Below are 17,218 nucleotides of genomic sequence, written 5' to 3'. Positions count from 1 at the left end.
TTGAGGCTTTTGGCAAAAGATGTGTAAATTTTCTTTCTACCGCTATTGATTTACGCAATCGATTGCGTATATTCGAACAGCAAACTAAACCTGTTGTCTAAATAGGTTCATATCAGTCACATAAAAATGAGAAAATTATTCTTGGGGTTTCTGCTATTGCCCCTTTTGTCCATTGCACAGCTGCAGGTCAGCAGCACTAGGGAAAACAAGCAGCAATTTCCTTTGGTAAGTGAAAATTCAACGGCAACTATTTTGTATGATGCTTCAGATGAAGTATTGATTCATAGAGCGGCATCATTTCTTGCCAGCGATATTGAAAAAGTAACCGGAAAAAAACCTGAATCTACAACTTCAGGTACATCTCTTAATGAAAACGTGGTCATTATAGGAACTATTGGTCAAAGTGAGTTTATTGACGGGCTAATTGCATCTAAAAAGATTGGAGTGAATTCTATCCAAGGGCAATGGGAACGATTTATAATGCAGATTGTTAAGAATCCCTACCCTGGGGTATCCCAGGCCTTGGTCATTGCCGGAAGCGATAAACGTGGAACAGCTTACGGTGTATTTTCACTTTCCCAAGAAATTGGGGTCTCTCCGTGGCATTATTGGGCCGATGTCCCAGCCAAACAACGGGAGGCCATTTATGTGCATAAAGGAGAATATGTTTCCAAGGCACCATCAGTGAAATATCGTGGTATTTTCCTGAATGATGAGGCCCCTGCATTACGGGGCTGGGCGGAAGAAACTTTTGGAGGTTTCAACCATCAATTTTATGAAAAGGTGTTTGAACTTTTATTGCGGAACAAGGCCAATTATTTGTGGCCAGCCATGTGGCAACCGACTGCCTTCGCTGACGATGACCCTGAGAATGTACGCTTGGCAGACGAATACGGCATTGTAATGTCCACAAGTCACCATGAACCTATGATGCGTGCCCATGATGAATGGAGTCGCTATGGAGAAGGTGCATGGAACTACGAGACCAACAAAGAAAATTTACAGGAATTTTGGCGTGAGGGTATTGAGCGAATGGGCGATTATGAAAGTGTGGTTACCCTGGGTATGCGGGGTGATGGCGATGAGGCCATGTCCGAAGAAACGGCTGTGGACTTGCTCAAAACCATTATTGCCGACCAGCGTGACATCATCGCAGCGGTAACCGGAAAACCCGCCGAAGAAACCCCACAGGTCTGGGCCATTTACAAAGAGGTTCAGGATTATTATGACAAAGGCTTACGGGTAGATGATGATATTTTAGTGCTGTATTGCGATGACAATTGGGGCAACGTCCGCATTCTTCCGAAGAAAGAGGATTTGGACCACAAAGGTGGGTATGGAATGTATTATCATTTTGATTTCGTTGGAGGTCCTGTATCCTACCGATGGCTCAATGTAACCCAGTTGGAACGGGTTTGGGAGCAGATGAACTTGTCCTACGAATGGGGTGTTAAAGATCTATGGATCGTAAATGTGGGGGATTTAAAGCCCATGGAGCTTCCCATCAGTTTTTTCTTGGATTTTGCCTGGAATACCGATGCCATTCGGGCTAAAGACCTTCCCAACTATTACGTAAACTGGGCCAAAGCGCAATTTGGTGATGAACATTCCGAAGAAATTGCTGAAATTTTATCCCTCTACACCAAATACAATGCCCGCCGAACCCCTGAGATGCTAAAACCTGACACGTACAGTCTTTCCAATTATCGCGAAGCGGAAACCATTGTCAAGGATTATAAAACTCTGGTAGAGAAAAGTCAGACCATTTATAATAAGCTACCTGAGCGATATAAATCAGCATTTTACCAATTGGTGCTCTCTCCTGTGGAATTGTGCAGCAACTTGAACGAAATGTATATAGCTGCCGGAAAGAATGCTTTGTATGCACAACAAGGAAGGGCATCCACAAACCAATATGCCGAAAAAGTAAAAGAACTGTTTTTCAAAGATGAAGAACTAACCAAAGAATTTCATGAGGAGCTCGAAAATGGAAAATGGAACCACATGATGGCCCAGACCCATATTGGATATACCAGTTGGAATAACCCGCAATACAATACAATGCCTGCGGTGTCCTACCTTCAGAATAATCCCAATGCTGCGCTGGGGTATGTGGTGGAACACGCACCTCGAACGCGTTGGAACACCGCTGGATTGTTTGGTCAAACCTTTTCTACTTTCGACTCGATAAATGACCAAAGCTACTATTTGGAAATCTTCAATCAAGGAGAAAAAGAATTGAGCTATACCCTTACCCCAAAAGATGATTGGGTGGAACTATCTTCCGCTTCGGGTGAGGTTAAGTTTGAGGAAAAGGTGTTTGTCAGCATAGATTGGGAAAAAGCACCCCAAGGAAATGCATCCAGCGAGATTATCATCTCTGGAGCAGGAAGGGAATATATGGTTAATGTACCTATCCGAAATGATATACCGCAAGCCGTTGGCTTTGTGGAAAATAATGGAGTCATTTCCATTAACGCCGCACATTTCTTCGAAAAGAAAGACACTAAAGACATTCATTGGGCGGTTGTGCCCAATTTGGGCAGGACTGATTCATCAATCATGGTGGAGCCAGCCAATGCTGAACCACAATCCCCTAAAAGTGCACCTTCCGTGACCTATGCTTTTACCGTTTTTAATGAAACAGAAATCGCGGTGGAGACCTACCTCTCCCCTACGCTGAACTATAAGAAAAATGAAGGACTCAAATATGCCATCGCCATTGATGATGAAGCACCACAGATAGTGAACATGCACGAGGGCGAGACCCAACCCGATTGGGAATACCCGGACTGGTGGAACAATTCCGTTACAGATCATATCAAGAAAAAGCGCACGGAACATACGTCTTTAAAACCGGGAAAGCATACCCTAAAAATCTGGATGGTGGACCCAGGGGTTGTTTTTCAAAAGTTTGTGATTGATCTTGGTGGATTACGGCCCAGCTATTTGGGGCCACCTGAAAGTTTTAAGGTAGATTAACTTACTGCAATACGAACGATTATCCCATTCTGTTAATAATTAACTTATACTTTTGAACGAAATCTTTTGTTAAAGAAACAAAAATGATTGAGTTTTATCGTAGGGGTCATCGGATATTTTGATTTGTCCCTCTAAGCAAAACCAAAACATTTTTTACAACCTCAAAAATGAGAAAACAACTACTATTTCTTTTGGTTGCAATGGTTATGATCAACGGCTATTCGCAAATTTCTTTTGAAAAAGGCTATTTTATTACCAATGGAAATCAAAAAACAGAATGTTTCATCAAAAATGATGATTGGAAAAATAATCCCAGCAATTTTCGATATAAAATGACGGAGGATGGTGAAATTCAAACCCAAGATATAGCTGCGGTAAAAGAATTTGGGGTTTACAATAATTCAAAATTTATAAGGGCTACCGTCAAAATAGATAGATCAAGCAATGCGGTAAGTGATTTAAGTGATCAAAAAAGCCCAATATTGAATGAGGAGCAGCTTTTTTTAAAGGTCTTGATTGAAGGAAATGCAAGTCTTTACTATTATGAAGATGGAAATCTAAAACGGTATTTCTACAGTCAAGGTAATTCTGAAATTGTTCAACTTATTCATAAAAGATACAAGACTTCAGGGGGTGATATAGCGACCAATAATCAATTCAAACAACAACTGCTTTCAGATTTGGTGTGTTCTACTATCACCAGGAATTCTATTGATGGGGTAGCGTACAAAAAAAAGAGTTTGATCAGATTTTTTATGGACTATAACAGTTGTGTCAATTCAGATATTGTGAATTATGAGCCAATCCAAAAGGAAGATTTGTTCAATTTAACCCTGCGACCTCGACTTGTAAATGCTTCATTGGATATTCAAAATTCAGTATCGGATTCCAGGGACACCAGTTTTGGAAATGAATTAGGTTTTGGTTTTGGCATTGAGGCTGAGTTTATCTTACCCTTCAACAAGAACAAGTGGGGCATTATAGTTGAACCAACGTATCAGAATTTTAAATCGCAAGAAACAATTGAAGTTGATTTTGCAGTCAACGGTCAACTTAATGTAGAGGCCGATTACAAATCCATAGAATTGCCTATAGGTGTTCGGTATTATTTCTTCCTTGACGATAATTCCAAGATTTTCATTAATGCTGCCTATGTACTTGACTTCAATTCCAGCTCTTCCATAGAATTTATTAGGACTGATGGTTCCACATTTGACTCTTTGGAAATTGAGACCAGAAATAACGCGGCCTTTGGTTTGGGTTATATATATAGGGATAGGTACAGTCTTGAATTTAGATATATGACAAGTCGTGATGTTTTAAATGGTTATCCATCATGGAGTTCTGATTACCAGGCGTTTTCTGTTATAGCTGGATTTACCTTGTTTTAGTACAGAACCGGTCTCATTTTCTTGAAATTAAGGCTTCCGAAAGTAAACTAACTTGGCGTCATGATGCTTTGACAAAATTTCATAACTTGGTTATCTTACACTAAATAACCCAGCTATGAAGCCAATCCTACTACTTTTTCTTCTCGTTTTCCTGATTGCGGTATCCAGTTGCAAGCAATCTCAAAACTTTGATGTCCTAATAAAAAATGGCACAATCATGGACGGCTCAGGGGAAGCTTCTTATGTTGGGGACATTGGAATCAATGCCGATACCATTGCCGTCATTGGTAATTTTGAAAATGCAACCGGCACAAAAGAAATCGATGCGTCGGGTTTGGTGGTTGCCCCAGGGTTTATCAATATGCTGAGCTGGGCTGTGGAATCCCTTATTGAGGATGGTCGATCTATGAGTGATATTAAACAAGGGGTCACTCTAGAGGTATTTGGTGAAGGTTGGTCTATGGGACCTTTGAACGATTCCATGAAAAAGGAAGAAAAGGAAAGTCAGGGAGATATTAAGTTTAATATTGAATGGACCACTTTGAACGAGTATCTGGAATACTTGACCGGCAAGGGGGTATCTCCAAATGTGGCTTCTTTTGTAGGGGCTACCACCCTTCGGGTGCACACCGTGGGTTATGAGAACCGTGCTCCTACCCCCCAAGAAATGGATTCCATGAAGCTCATGGTAAAACAAGCCATGGAGGAAGGGGCGCTTGGTGTGGGCTCATCCTTGATATACGCTCCTGCCTTTTATTCCAACACCGAAGAACTAATAGAACTCTGCAAAGTGGCCGCTGAATATGATGGTATGTATATTAGTCACATCCGAAGTGAAGGCTCCCAACTTTTGGAAAGTTTGGATGAGTTGATCCAGATTGCAGATGAAGCCGGCATACGGGCTGAAATTTATCACCTAAAACAAAGTGGAAAAGAGAATTGGCGCAAATTTGATGTGGTTGTGAAAAAAGTGGACTCTGCTAGAGCCGCAGGTTTGAAAATTACAGCAAATATGTACAACTATGTTGCTGGGGCAACCGGTTTGGACGCCTCCATGCCGCCCTGGGTCCAGGAAGGTGGTTATGAGAAATGGGCGGAGCGATTGCAAGACCCGGCCATCCGCAAGAAAGTGATGGAAGAAATGCGTACGCCCACAGACGAATGGGAAAGCTTGATGCAAGCCGCAGGTGACCCCAGTAAAATTTTATTGGCAGGGTTTAAAAACGACACCTTAAAATATCTCACAGGAAAAACACTTGCCCAAGTGGCTGAAATGCGAGGTCTTTCGCCCGAGGAAACTGCTATGGACTTGGTGATTCAGGATGGCAGTCGAGTAGGAACCATTTACTTTTTAATGTCTGAGGAAAATGTCAAAAAACAAATTGCACTCCCGTGGATGAGTTTTGGTTCCGATGGGGGCTCTTTGGCGACAGAGGGTGTTTTTCTCAAGTCCAGTACACACCCCAGGGCATACGGAAACGTGGCTCGGTTACTCGGAAAATATGTTAGGGACGAAAAGGTCATTCCCATGGAAGAGGCGATTCATAAACTCACTACCCTTCCCGCTACCAATCTAAAAATCAAAAAACGGGGCGCTCTCACCGAAGGGTACTATGCAGATGTGGTGCTTTTCGACCCTAATACCATTCGAGATAAGGCCACTTTTGAGGAACCTCACCAATATGCGACGGGCGTGAAGCACGTATTCGTTAATGGCACACAAGTATTGGAAGATGGTGAACATACAGGTGAGTTACCGGGACAAGTAGTTCACGGACCTGGATATGTTTCTAAAGACTAACATCTATTTAAACAAACAAGAATCATGAGAACAATTTATGTAGTACTGGCTTTTTTTTGGGTTTTTATTTCATGCAGCACTGCACAAGAATTTGATAAAACTAAACTGGACCAGTACTTCGATGTTCTAGAAGCAAACGATAAGTTTATGGGCAGCGTGGCCATTTCCAAGGGCGGTGAATTGATGTATACAAGGTCCTTGGGGTATTGTGACCTATCAACTGAAACTGTGGCCGAAGCGTCTTCTATTTTCCGCATCGGGTCCATTTCCAAAACGTTTTCTACCGTTTTGACTTTTAAGGCAGTTTCTGAAGGTAAATTGAACCTTGACCAAACCATTGACCGATACTTTCCTAAGATCACCAATTCAGATAGCATTAGCATAAAGCACTTGCTTGGACATCGTAGCGGTATTCATAATTTCACGAATGATGAAGCATACATGACGTATAATACCAGTCCTCAAACTGAAGAACAAATGGTGGATATCATCGTAAAAGCAGGAAATGACTTTGAACCCGGAAGCAAAGCGGAATATAGCAACTCTAATTTTGTGCTGTTGACCTATATTTTGGAGAAGAGTTTTGGAAAAAGTTATGGTCAACTCCTTGAGGAATACATTGCACAACCGTTGGGATTATCCAATACCTATGTCGGCGGCGTAATCGATATTGCCAGAAATGAATGTAGTTCTTACAAGCATAATGGGACATGGAAAAAGGAAACGGATACGGATATGTCTATTCCTGTTGGCGCTGGCGCGGTAGTTTCCACTCCAACGGATATCGTAAAATTTAGTGATGCCCTGTTTGGTGGAAAACTCATTACTCAAGAACAATTGGAAATGATGGAAACGATTCAAGATGGGTATGGTTTGGGTCTGTTCCGATTTCCATTCCATGAGCGTATCAGTTATGGGCATACGGGAGGTATTGATGGTTTTTCGTCTCTGTTTGGGTATTTACCAGACGGCAAGGTTTCGTTCGCAATGACTTCCAATGGCTTCAATATGAATACCAACGATATCGCCATTGCCCTATTGAGCGCGGTATACAATAAACCTTTTGAAATGCCCGTCTTTAATTCCTATTCTGTGGACCCAGCAACATTGGAGCAGTATGTTGGTTCATATACCTCATCCAGTTTTCCACTGAAGATCAATATCACCAAGGAAGATAATCAACTTATGGGACAGGCCACGGGACAACCTTCATTTCCTTTGGAAGCAACTGCGGAGCATCAATTCGAGTTTAGTCCAGCAGGTATTGTGATGAAGTTTAATCCCGAGGAAAACAAAATGGCTTTTGAGCAGCGTGGAGCAAACTTTACTTTCACCAGAGAATAAGCTGAAATTCAACTCATGAAAACATATCTTTTATCTATTTGTTTTTTGTTCCCGATGGTCTTTTGCGCGCAATCAGATGCAAAGCAATTTGTGCTTTTTGATGTGGAGTTCACCTATACCAAAGCGGATGCGGACAATTCCACCCCAAGTAAATCGCACTACTATGTCACTGGAGATAAATTAAACCCAGATATTCCCAAAGACTGGACCAGTCCAGTGGATTATCGAAATGGTACAGTTCACATTCGACTTGAAGTTGTGGAAAAGCCGCCAGGCAGAGAACCCACCAAATGGACCTTGTGTTATATCCCCAATAGAGGACAAGGTAATGGCTATGGCTGTACCTCTACTGATCTGTTTTTAGATGAAGGCATCTATGAAAAGGATGTTTCCATGACCGAGTTTTGGGAAAACGGGTCCATTGTTTGGTCGGAAGGTATTAAACAAATGGATTTGGTCATCAAAGATGATAGCGGTGGAGAAGGGCATGCCCACAAGCGAGCCGACCATGAGAAATTTTTCCCCACCAAAGTCCGGATTACTATGATACAAGTGGCCAAAGGAGCCGAGTACAATCCATCTTTGCTACCAAGTTCACCTATGGATAAGTGATAAAATATTATTGCTTATATTTTAAATGAGACGTCCGAATCTAAAGGGTAAAAAATTTACCTTTATCGCGTTTTTACGAAAAACCTTGATTGAAAAATTTAACATGAAAAAGAACAAGTATACCATTGCGGTGGTACAACTCAATCTTAACGATACTCCAGAAAATAATTTGAAAAAATGCATGGAATGGGTGCGCGAAGCTGCCAAAAAAGGTGCCGAGGTCATCTCATTGCCAGAGCTATATAGCAGTCATTACTTCTGTCAGAGCGAGGATACGGACAATTTTGCGTTGGCAGAACCACTTTACAGCACCTCTTTCAAGGCCTTTAGTGCATTGGCCAAGGAATTGGGAGTGGTAATCATTGTGCCTTTCTTTGAAAAACGTATGGCCGGGGTGTATCACAACAGTGCCTATATTATTGATGCCGATGGTTCCGAAGCGGGCCTTTATCGCAAAATGCACATCCCAGATGACCCCCATTATTATGAAAAGTTCTATTTCACGCCGGGAGACCTAGGATTTAAGACCATTACGACCCAAAAAGGAAACATTGGAACCCTTATCTGTTGGGACCAGTGGTATCCTGAGGCAGCACGATTGACGGCTTTACAAGGTGCCGAGGTGCTCTTCTACCCTACCGCCATTGGCTGGCATCCCAAAGAAAAAGAAGAATTTGGGGCCAATCAACAAGGAGCTTGGATGAATGTAATGAAAGGACATGCCGTGGCCAATGGAGTCTACGTGGCCGCCGCCAACCGAATCGGTCTTGAAAAATATTTACCCAATACAGATGGTATCCAGTTTTGGGGGGCGTCCTTTATTTGTGGCCCGCAAGGGGAAATTTTGGCACAAGCCTCTCAAGATAAAGAAGAAATTTTAATGGCTGAGGTGGATTTGGAACTTCAAGAAAATGTGCGTCAAAATTGGCCGTTCTTGCGGGATCGCAGGATCGATATGTACGGCGGAATCACCAAACGAGCCATTGACTAGCATGGGAGCTTCATGGCGATTTCCCGCGGAATGGGAAAAACAGCAGGGCATATTACTGTGCTTTCCACATAATGGAAACGATTGGCCGGGCAAATATTCTGCCATTCAGTGGGCGTTTGTGGAGTATATTAAGAAGATAGCCTCTCACGAAGAGGTTATTCTCGTGGTAGCATCGGAAAAATTAAAGGAAAAGGTTTTGAACATGTTGGAAACGGCCCATATCAACCTGGAACAAGTTTCCTTCATTATCCATAAGACCAATCGCAGTTGGATGCGGGATTCAGGCCCCATCATTGTTACAAACGGTGAAGAACGAAAAGCACTCAACTTCAATTTTAATGGATGGGCCAAGTACAAAAATTTCCTGCTAGACCAATATGTTCCCCAAAAAGTAGCCAATTTTCTTAAAATTCAGATAGAACAAGTAAAATACAAAGGCAAACCCGTGATTTTGGAAGGCGGCGCCATCGATGTAAACGGAAAAGGAACCCTCATCACTTCCGAAGAATGCCTACTCGACCCAAAAATTCAGGTGCGAAACCCAGATTTCACCAAAGAAGATTACGAAGCTATTTTTAGACAATACCTTGGCATTACCAACACGATTTGGTTGGGTGATGGTGTGCAAGGTGACGACACCCATGGTCATGTTGATGATTTAGCCCGTTTCGTGAATGACCATACCATTGTCACTGTGGTGGAATCCGACAAAAAGGAACCAAACTATAAAGCGTTGCAGGAAAACCTTCGTAGACTGCAAAACGCTGTTTTGGAAAATGGCAAAAAGGCAAACATTGTAACCTTGCCCATGCCCCACCGTATTGATTTTGATGGAATTGCGCTTCCTGCAAGTTATGCCAATTTTTTGATTACCAATAAAACTGTGTTGGTACCCACATTCAATGATTCAAGGGATAGGGAAGCTTTGAACACTCTGGCGCAACTTTTTCCAGAGCGAGAAGTGATCGGTATCAGCTGTATCGATTTTATTTGGGGGTTTGGAACCCTTCATTGTCTCAGTCAACAAATACCACAGTAGACATTTTTATTGGGAGCGTGCTTTGGTTTTCATTCGAATTTCCCCGAAATTAGAAGCTATCCTTATGGAAACCCTTAAACAACTAACTCAAACCTCATTTTCCAATGAAACTACGTATCAAAAGTCATCTGTTTTTATCCCTTCTTTTTGTCATTTCATTTTCTCGCGCTCAGGATGAGAAACAAGCCATCATAAATGACATGGAGTCCAAATATGGGCATTACGCCAAAATTGCCATGGAATTATGGGAAAATCCTGAGTTGGGCTATTTGGAAGAGAACAGCTCTGCCCTTTTTCAGGAGGAACTGAAAAAAGCAGGCTTTGCCATTGAAAAAGGGGTTGCCGGGATACCCACGGCCTTTACGGCCACCTATGGCTCAGGGAGTCCTGTGATAGGAATTTTGGGCGAGTTTGATGCCCTTCCAGGGATGTCCCAATCCGCTGAACCGTTCAAAAAGGCTCGCGTGGTAGGTGCACCAGGGCAAGCTTGTGGACACCATTTGTTTGGTGCGGGTTCGCTGGCGGCGGCCATCAGTATAAAGGATTGGTTAAAGAGTTCAGGGAAATCAGGTACGATTCGGTTTTATGGGACTCCTGCTGAAGAAGGGGGTTCCGGAAAAGTATATATGGTACGTGCTGGACTTTTTGATGATGTGGATGCAGTGGTCTCTTGGCATCCGGGAGATGAAAACACCTCCAATCCGGGAACTAATTTAGCTACCATTTCAGGAAAATTCAGATTCACAGGAAAATCCTCACATGCAGCCGCAGCTCCAGAATTGGGTCGTTCTGCATTGGACGGTGTCGAAGGTATGAACGATTTGGTGAACATGCTTCGGGAACATACCACAGAATCAACCCGAATCCATTATGTGATTACCAAAGGCGGGGATGCTCCCAACATTGTACCTGCGGAAGCTGAAGTGTATTATGTTATCCGCCATTCCAACCGGGATGAGGTCAAGGCAGTCTGGGACCGCGTAGTAAAAGCTGCTGAAGGTGCTGCAATCGGCACGGAAACGGAAATGACGTACGAAATTATTGGTGGAACGTATGACAGATTGCCCAATGAAGTATTGGCTTCTTTAATGCATAAGAATATGACCTTGGTAGGCGGATTGGAATACACACCTGAAGAGGTCAACTTTGCCAAAGAAATCCAGAAAACCTTGGGCGCACCCAAACCCATTGAAAGTGCCGGGGAAATTCAACCTATGGTGTTTACCTACGGTAAAGCATCGGCAGATACGGGCGATGTGAGCTGGAATGTGCCCATGGCCGCGGTCCGGGCCGCCACTTGGGTGCCGGGTACCCCACCTCACAGTTGGCAAGCAGTAGCGGCGGGGGGAACCAGCATCGGATTCAAAGGGATGATGGTAGCGGCCAAAACGATGGCCTTGTCCGCCATTGACCTCTATAATTCACCAGAAGTATTGGAAAAAGCGAAAGCAGAATTCGAGGAACGAAGGGGGGCGGATTTTACATACGAAGCGTTGTTGGGGGACAGAAAACCAGCTTTGGATTATCGGAAGTAGCAATTTTTACTTTGAAAAAGAGCTATAAATGACCTAACGGAATATATTGTGAAGGGCTCACCAAAATTTTATTGATGATTAAAAATGAATTGAATGAAAATCAGCGAAATTGATACTATAGAATTACAATATCTTCAGTTTGAGGATTATTTGGAGATAAAGGATGTCATGGTCTCGGCTTACTCTACCATGCCGGAAGCTTTTTGGAAAGAGCACCATATTCAGACATTGCTCGATAAATTTCAAGAAGGCCAGGTGGTCATCAAAGTCAATGGTCAAATCGCGGGATGTGCCCTATCCATTATTATCGACTACAACAAATTTGATGATAGTCACACGTATCGGCAAATCACTGCGGACTACACTTTTGATTCCCATGACCCTGAAGGCGATATGTTATATGGCATAGATATTTTCATCAAGCCTGAATTTAGAGGGCTACGACTGGGGAGAAGGTTGTACGATTACAGAAAGGAACTTTGCGAAAAAATGAACCTCAAAGGAATAGCTTTTGGGGGAAGGATTCCCAATTACCATAGATATTCGCAAGAAATGAGTCCCAAGGAATACATTGAAAAAGTACGGAGAAAAGAAATTGAGGACCCCGTACTGAACTTTCAAATATCAAATGATTTTCATCCGGCCAGAATATTAAAAGGATATTTGGAAGGTGATGAAGCCTCCAGGGAATTTGCGGTGCTCTTGGAATGGGACAATATTTATTATGAAAAGCCGATAAAAAAGGCAGCTACCAAGAAAAAGGTGGTACGGTTGGGGCTCATTCAATGGCAAATGCGTCCGTATGAAAATATTGACTCCTTACTTCAGCAAGCCGAATATTTTATTGATGCTGTTTCAGGATATCGCTCAGATTTTGCACTATTTCCAGAATTTTTCAATGCGCCACTAATGGCTAAAAACAACCATTTGGGCGAAGCGGAGGCTATTCGGGAATTGGCAAAGCATACCGAAGAAATCGTACAAAAATTTTCCAATTTTTCCATCTCGTACAATATCAACATTATTGCAGGGAGTATGCCCGAAATAAAGGACGGAAAGCTGTACAATGTTGGCTATTTATGCAAAAGAAATGGAACCGTGGAGCGGTATGAAAAATTGCACGTTACCCCCGATGAGGCCAAAGTATGGGGGTTACAGGGCGGCAAGGAACTCAAGGTTTTTGATACGGATTGTGGTAAAATAGGGGTCCTTATATGCTATGATTCAGAGTTTCCTGAATTAAGTCGACTTCTTGCCGATGAGGGAATGGACATCCTCTTCGTTCCTTTTTTGACTGATACCCAAAATGGGTATTCCCGAGTTCGGAATTGTGCACAGGCCAGAGCCATAGAAAATGAATGCTATGTGGCCATTGCAGGAAGCGTTGGTAACCTGCCCAATGTTCATAATATGGACATCCAGTTTGCCCAGTCCATGGTCTTTACCCCCTGCGATTTTTCATTTCCTACCAATGGGATCAAAGCTGAAGCAACACCCAATACTGAAATGATACTTATTGCGGACTTGGATATTGACCTATTACGGGAACTGCATCAATTTGGTGCCGTAAGAAATTTAAAGGACAGGAGAAAGGATATTTTTGAGTTGAGAAAACGGTAGGTTCAACTGTTTTTTGCCTCGATCCACTTCGCCATGTATTTGGTGCTGGCTTGGGTATGGTGTTGTAGCATTCGTCCTATGAAGTTTTTGGACCGATGAGAATCCTGGTTTTGTGCTGTTGCTTCAATTTTTTGTTTCAGTGATTGCTTTTGGAATTCTTTTTCATACAAATTGTTGATGAGCACTGCCCCATTTTTTTGTGCTTCGTTCCATTTTTTGCGATTTTGATACAATTCAACAGCAGCATTTGCAAAAGAGCTCCATTCATCAGAAATGGTACCATTCCAAGGTAAATCTCCTAACATTCCTTCAGCGCCAATGGTTGTGGTGACACTTGGTGTTCCATAGCACATGGCATCCAATAATTTTCCCTTGATTCCAGCTCCAAACTGTAAGGGAGCCAGAAGCAAGCGAGCATTTTTGAGAACGTTTTCAATGTTTTTTTTCCAGCCAACAACATGAAAGCCCTCTTTTGACTGGTGCATTTCTTTAACCTGTTGGGGTAAATAGGCACCATACACATAAAGATTAGCCTCAGAGAGTTGTTTGTGAATGCGTGGCCATATCTCATTTTTTAATATTTGAATGGAATCTACATTTGGGGCATGCTTGCCATTTCCAATACAGATAAAATCTTTTCGTTCTTCAAACTTGGGCCATTTTGAAACTAAAGATTCATTCAATTTATCCAACATCAGAGGCAAATGGAAAAGCAATGATTCAGGAATATTCAATTCATTCCGAAGAATCTCCATTTCATAAGTGGAAACCAGTAACGTAATATCGGAACGATAAACACTGGCCACTTCCCGCAAGGTCATGGGGTGGTTTTTCCAATCATCAATAGTGAAGGATAGATTCTTTTTATGAACCTCTTCCCTAGCCTTTCGCAAGGCATGGAGGTCCTCGGTATTCAATATCCGAAGGGCTTGTGGAGCAAATTCGGCCACCCGCCAACCAAATTGTTCCTCAATCATAAAACGGTCAAAGACCACAACATCGGGTTTCAGCATTTTGATGAAATCGTCAAAACTGGAATCGTTCAATGCAATAGACACTGAATCGATACCGAATGCATCTAAATCCAAACTGTATTCCGTTTTCACCGCGGTGGAACCAAAAGTAATCTGATACCCGAAACTTTGAAAGGCTTCCAGTAATTGGACCATACGGTGTCCTGCTGCCGTAGTGTTGGGCTCAGGCCAAACATATCCGATAAAGAAGGCCTTTTTCATGGCTAAAGCATTGCGGCAAACTTCTTGGAAATACTGGAGCGGAGTTTTCGCTCATAGTCCTCCTCCAACCACTCCTTGTAGTTTTTGGTGTTGTTCATGATGCAATAGGAATATTGGCGCACCCGGTACGCAATTTCATCCTTGAGTTCTTTGGCCAGAATCCGGGCATCAAACACATCTTCACTGTTTTCCACACAAATTTTGGCATGCTGTTCAATGCTTCGCTCCAGAACCTCTTTGGATTTTTTCCCTTCGGCAAACACTTTTTTGTACTCTGCTTTAATATCGAAGGTGATGTCATCGGATTTGCTGAACTTGGCCTTGAGTTCATCGGGCATTTCATAGACAAAGTCGCGCTCAATTTCCTCATCATTTTTAATATTCTCCAAATAAAAATCAGGAAAATGAAAGATTTCTTGCCAATCTACGGGAACATCCCACGGCCCAAAACGGGCAATATTGTTCCCCATATCAATAACATTGAACTCGTCCTTATCTGGCAATACCCGGGAACCGCGCCCGATCATCTGAAAATATAGGGTGAGTGATCTCGTAGCTCGGTTCAGGATAATGGATTGCACGGTAGGCTCATCAAAACCTGTAGTCAAGATACTGACGGAGGTGAGGATGGCATCCGGGGTTTCCGCAAACCAGTCCAAAATTTCGCGCCTTTCCGTGGCCGTGTTTTTATTGTCCAAATGGCGAATGTTGTAGCCTGCCTTTTTAAAGGTTTCGTAGACGTACAGCGACGTGTTGATACCATTGTTGAAAATCAAGGTTTTGGTTCCCTTTGCAATTTCCTCATAGGCCGTTAATAGTTTGCCCAGCATACTGTGGTTTCCGTAGAATTCATCTGATGATTTTACGGTATAGTCCCCATGGATGCCCAGTTTAAGGGTTTTAAGGCTCACATCGTAATTGTAGAGATTGGCCTTGGCCAAAAACCCTTTTTCAATCAACGATTTAATGGATTCCCCAATGATCAAATGCTTGTAATTGTCCTTCATGGGGAGTTTAATGTTGGAACTCAACGGCGTTGCCGTCACCCCAAGAATGGTGGCCTTATCAAAATATTTAAAGAGTTTCCGGAAGGAATTATAGTGGGCTTCATCAATAATGACCAGACCAATATTGTTAATGGTCACTTTTTCTTCCTGAAGGCGATTATTGAGGGTTTCGACCATGGCCACAAAGCACATATAATCATCCTGATCGTACAGTTCTTTGACCTCGCTGTTGATGACTTTGTTGGCCACACCAAACCCGTGGAGCATTTGAGAGGTCTGCTTGCTCAGCTCAATCCGGTGCGTGAGCACCATCACCTTTTTGCCCGTGTTTTGGATGTACTTTCGGGTTATTTCAGAAAAAACAACAGTTTTTCCCCCACCTGTGGGAAGTTGGTACAGCAAATTGGTGCCCTCGGGCATTTCATCTAAGTGCTTGAAGATTTTGCGTAAATCTTCTTGCTGGTAATCGTATAATGTTTTTTTGTTTACTCCTTTTTTTACTTCCAAGGGAAAAATGGCTTTTGTATTCTGAATTAACAAACCCTACAAAATTAGGAGTTTTTTGGAGTACGTTGGAACACTAGGATCGCATTTCTATTAAGATACTATCAACAATGGATAAAATGAGCACTTTTTAAAATTTTTGCTGTTTTGCTCATAACATTTTGATAACAATAACATTTGAGACTTGGAAAATAGGCTTTTATAATGTATAATGTAAGCTTATAACACGTACAAACCATAATTAAGAATGAGGCAGTTAAAAATCATCAAACAGGTCACCAACCGAGAATCCAAATCCCTTGACAAATACCTACAGGATATCAGTAAAATTGATTTGATTACTGCTCAAGAGGAAGTGGAGTTGGCCCAACGCATTAGAGCGGGGGATCAGTTGGCACTGGAAAAATTGACCAATGCCAACTTACGATTCGTGGTTTCCGTTGCAAAACAATATCAAAACCAAGGGCTGAAACTCCCAGATTTGATCAATGAGGGCAATGTAGGCCTTGTTAAGGCCGCCAAACGATTTGATGAGACAAGAGGGTTTAAATTCATATCCTATGCCGTGTGGTGGATTCGCCAATCCATTCTTCAGGCATTGGCGGAACAATCCCGTGTGGTAAGACTCCCTTTGAACAAAATAGGTTCCATTAATAAAATAAAAAAGACATTTTCCTATTTGGAGCAGGCCCATGAACGTCCACCTTCCGCAGAAGAAATTGCTAAAGAATTGGATATGACCGTTTCTGAGGTAAAACAATCCCTAAAGAATACTGGTCGACACGTTTCCATGGACGCACCGTTGAAGGAAGGCGAAACCTCAAATCTGTATGATGTGCTCAACGCAGGGGATTCGCCAAAACCGGACAAAGGATTAATGCACCAATCCTTGAATACGGAAATCAATCGTGCATTGGATACGCTCTCCCCCCGAGAGGCGGACGTAGTCCGACTGTACTACGGCATTGGGGACCAACCTTCCATGACCCTGGAAGAAATAGGCAGCACCTTTGATTTGACCCGGGAGCGTGTGCGTCAAATACGCGAAAAGGCCATCCGTAAACTACGGCATACCTCAAAAAGTAAGATTTTAAAATCCTATTTGGGATAAATTCGAAGAAAGAGAAAATAAAAAAGGGGATGTTTTTGACATCCCC

General features: G+C 42.5%; 12 protein-coding genes. 10 read left to right on the top strand and 2 right to left on the bottom strand.

Annotation, left to right across the window (positions count from 1 at the left end; translation table 11 throughout):
- The first annotated feature begins 126 nt into the window (after nucleotides 1-126).
- From FG28_RS16700 to FG28_RS16660, 9 genes are all read left to right on the top strand, one after another.
- Nucleotides 127-2,982, top strand: coding sequence for a glycosyl hydrolase 115 family protein (locus FG28_RS16700; RefSeq protein ID WP_036384800.1), 2,856 nt, complete (start codon nucleotides 127-129; stop codon nucleotides 2,980-2,982).
- Between the two features lie 167 nt (nucleotides 2,983-3,149).
- Complete coding sequence (locus FG28_RS16695; protein ID WP_036384799.1) at nucleotides 3,150-4,373, top strand: PorT family protein; 1,224 nt, start codon at nucleotides 3,150-3,152, stop codon at nucleotides 4,371-4,373.
- 115 nt (nucleotides 4,374-4,488) lie between these two features.
- Nucleotides 4,489-6,174, top strand: coding sequence for an amidohydrolase family protein (locus FG28_RS16690; protein WP_036384798.1), 1,686 nt, complete (start codon nucleotides 4,489-4,491; stop codon nucleotides 6,172-6,174).
- A gap of 24 nt (nucleotides 6,175-6,198) precedes the next feature.
- Nucleotides 6,199-7,518 carry a serine hydrolase gene (locus FG28_RS16685; protein WP_036384797.1) on the top strand — a complete coding sequence of 440 codons (1,320 nt, stop codon included), beginning with the start codon at nucleotides 6,199-6,201 and terminating at the stop codon, nucleotides 7,516-7,518.
- 15 nt (nucleotides 7,519-7,533) lie between these two features.
- Nucleotides 7,534-8,130, top strand: coding sequence for a hypothetical protein (locus tag FG28_RS16680; protein ID WP_051947429.1), 597 nt, complete (start codon nucleotides 7,534-7,536; stop codon nucleotides 8,128-8,130).
- A gap of 103 nt (nucleotides 8,131-8,233) precedes the next feature.
- Nucleotides 8,234-9,121 carry a carbon-nitrogen hydrolase gene (locus FG28_RS16675; RefSeq protein ID WP_036386776.1) on the top strand — a complete coding sequence of 296 codons (888 nt, stop codon included), beginning with the start codon at nucleotides 8,234-8,236 and terminating at the stop codon, nucleotides 9,119-9,121.
- A gap of 1 nt (nucleotide 9,122) precedes the next feature.
- Nucleotides 9,123-10,160 (top strand): agmatine/peptidylarginine deiminase, encoded by a 1,038-nt coding sequence (locus FG28_RS16670; RefSeq protein WP_036384796.1) that lies wholly within the window; start codon nucleotides 9,123-9,125, stop codon nucleotides 10,158-10,160.
- A gap of 104 nt (nucleotides 10,161-10,264) precedes the next feature.
- The gene (locus FG28_RS16665; RefSeq protein WP_036384795.1) at nucleotides 10,265-11,695 is read left to right on the top strand and encodes an amidohydrolase; all 1,431 of its coding nucleotides are present in this window, start codon (nucleotides 10,265-10,267) and stop codon (nucleotides 11,693-11,695) included.
- A gap of 93 nt (nucleotides 11,696-11,788) precedes the next feature.
- Nucleotides 11,789-13,315, top strand: a complete 1,527-nt coding sequence (locus FG28_RS16660) for a carbon-nitrogen hydrolase family protein (protein WP_036384794.1) — start codon at nucleotides 11,789-11,791, stop codon at nucleotides 13,313-13,315.
- 2 nt (nucleotides 13,316-13,317) lie between these two features.
- Here FG28_RS16660 and FG28_RS16655 read toward each other — a convergent pair whose 3' ends face one another.
- Nucleotides 13,318-14,550, bottom strand: coding sequence for a glycosyltransferase (locus FG28_RS16655; protein ID WP_036384791.1), 1,233 nt, complete (start codon nucleotides 14,548-14,550; stop codon nucleotides 13,318-13,320).
- Between the two features lie 2 nt (nucleotides 14,551-14,552).
- Entirely contained in the window at nucleotides 14,553-16,064 is a 1,512-nt protein-coding gene (locus FG28_RS16650; RefSeq protein WP_036386774.1) for a DEAD/DEAH box helicase, read from the bottom strand.
- A gap of 244 nt (nucleotides 16,065-16,308) precedes the next feature.
- Between FG28_RS16650 and FG28_RS16645 the strand changes: the two genes are divergently transcribed.
- On the top strand, nucleotides 16,309-17,172 hold the full coding sequence (locus FG28_RS16645) for an RNA polymerase sigma factor RpoD/SigA (protein ID WP_036384789.1): 864 nt from the start codon (nucleotides 16,309-16,311) through the stop codon (nucleotides 17,170-17,172).
- Nucleotides 17,173-17,218 lie beyond the last annotated feature (46 nt).

The sequence above is a fragment of the Muricauda sp. MAR_2010_75 genome (assembly GCF_000745185.1).
Classification (GTDB): Bacteria; Bacteroidota; Bacteroidia; order Flavobacteriales; family Flavobacteriaceae; genus Flagellimonas.
Note: the sequence above shows the minus strand (reverse complement) of the source record. Positions and strands in the feature narration are given on the sequence as shown.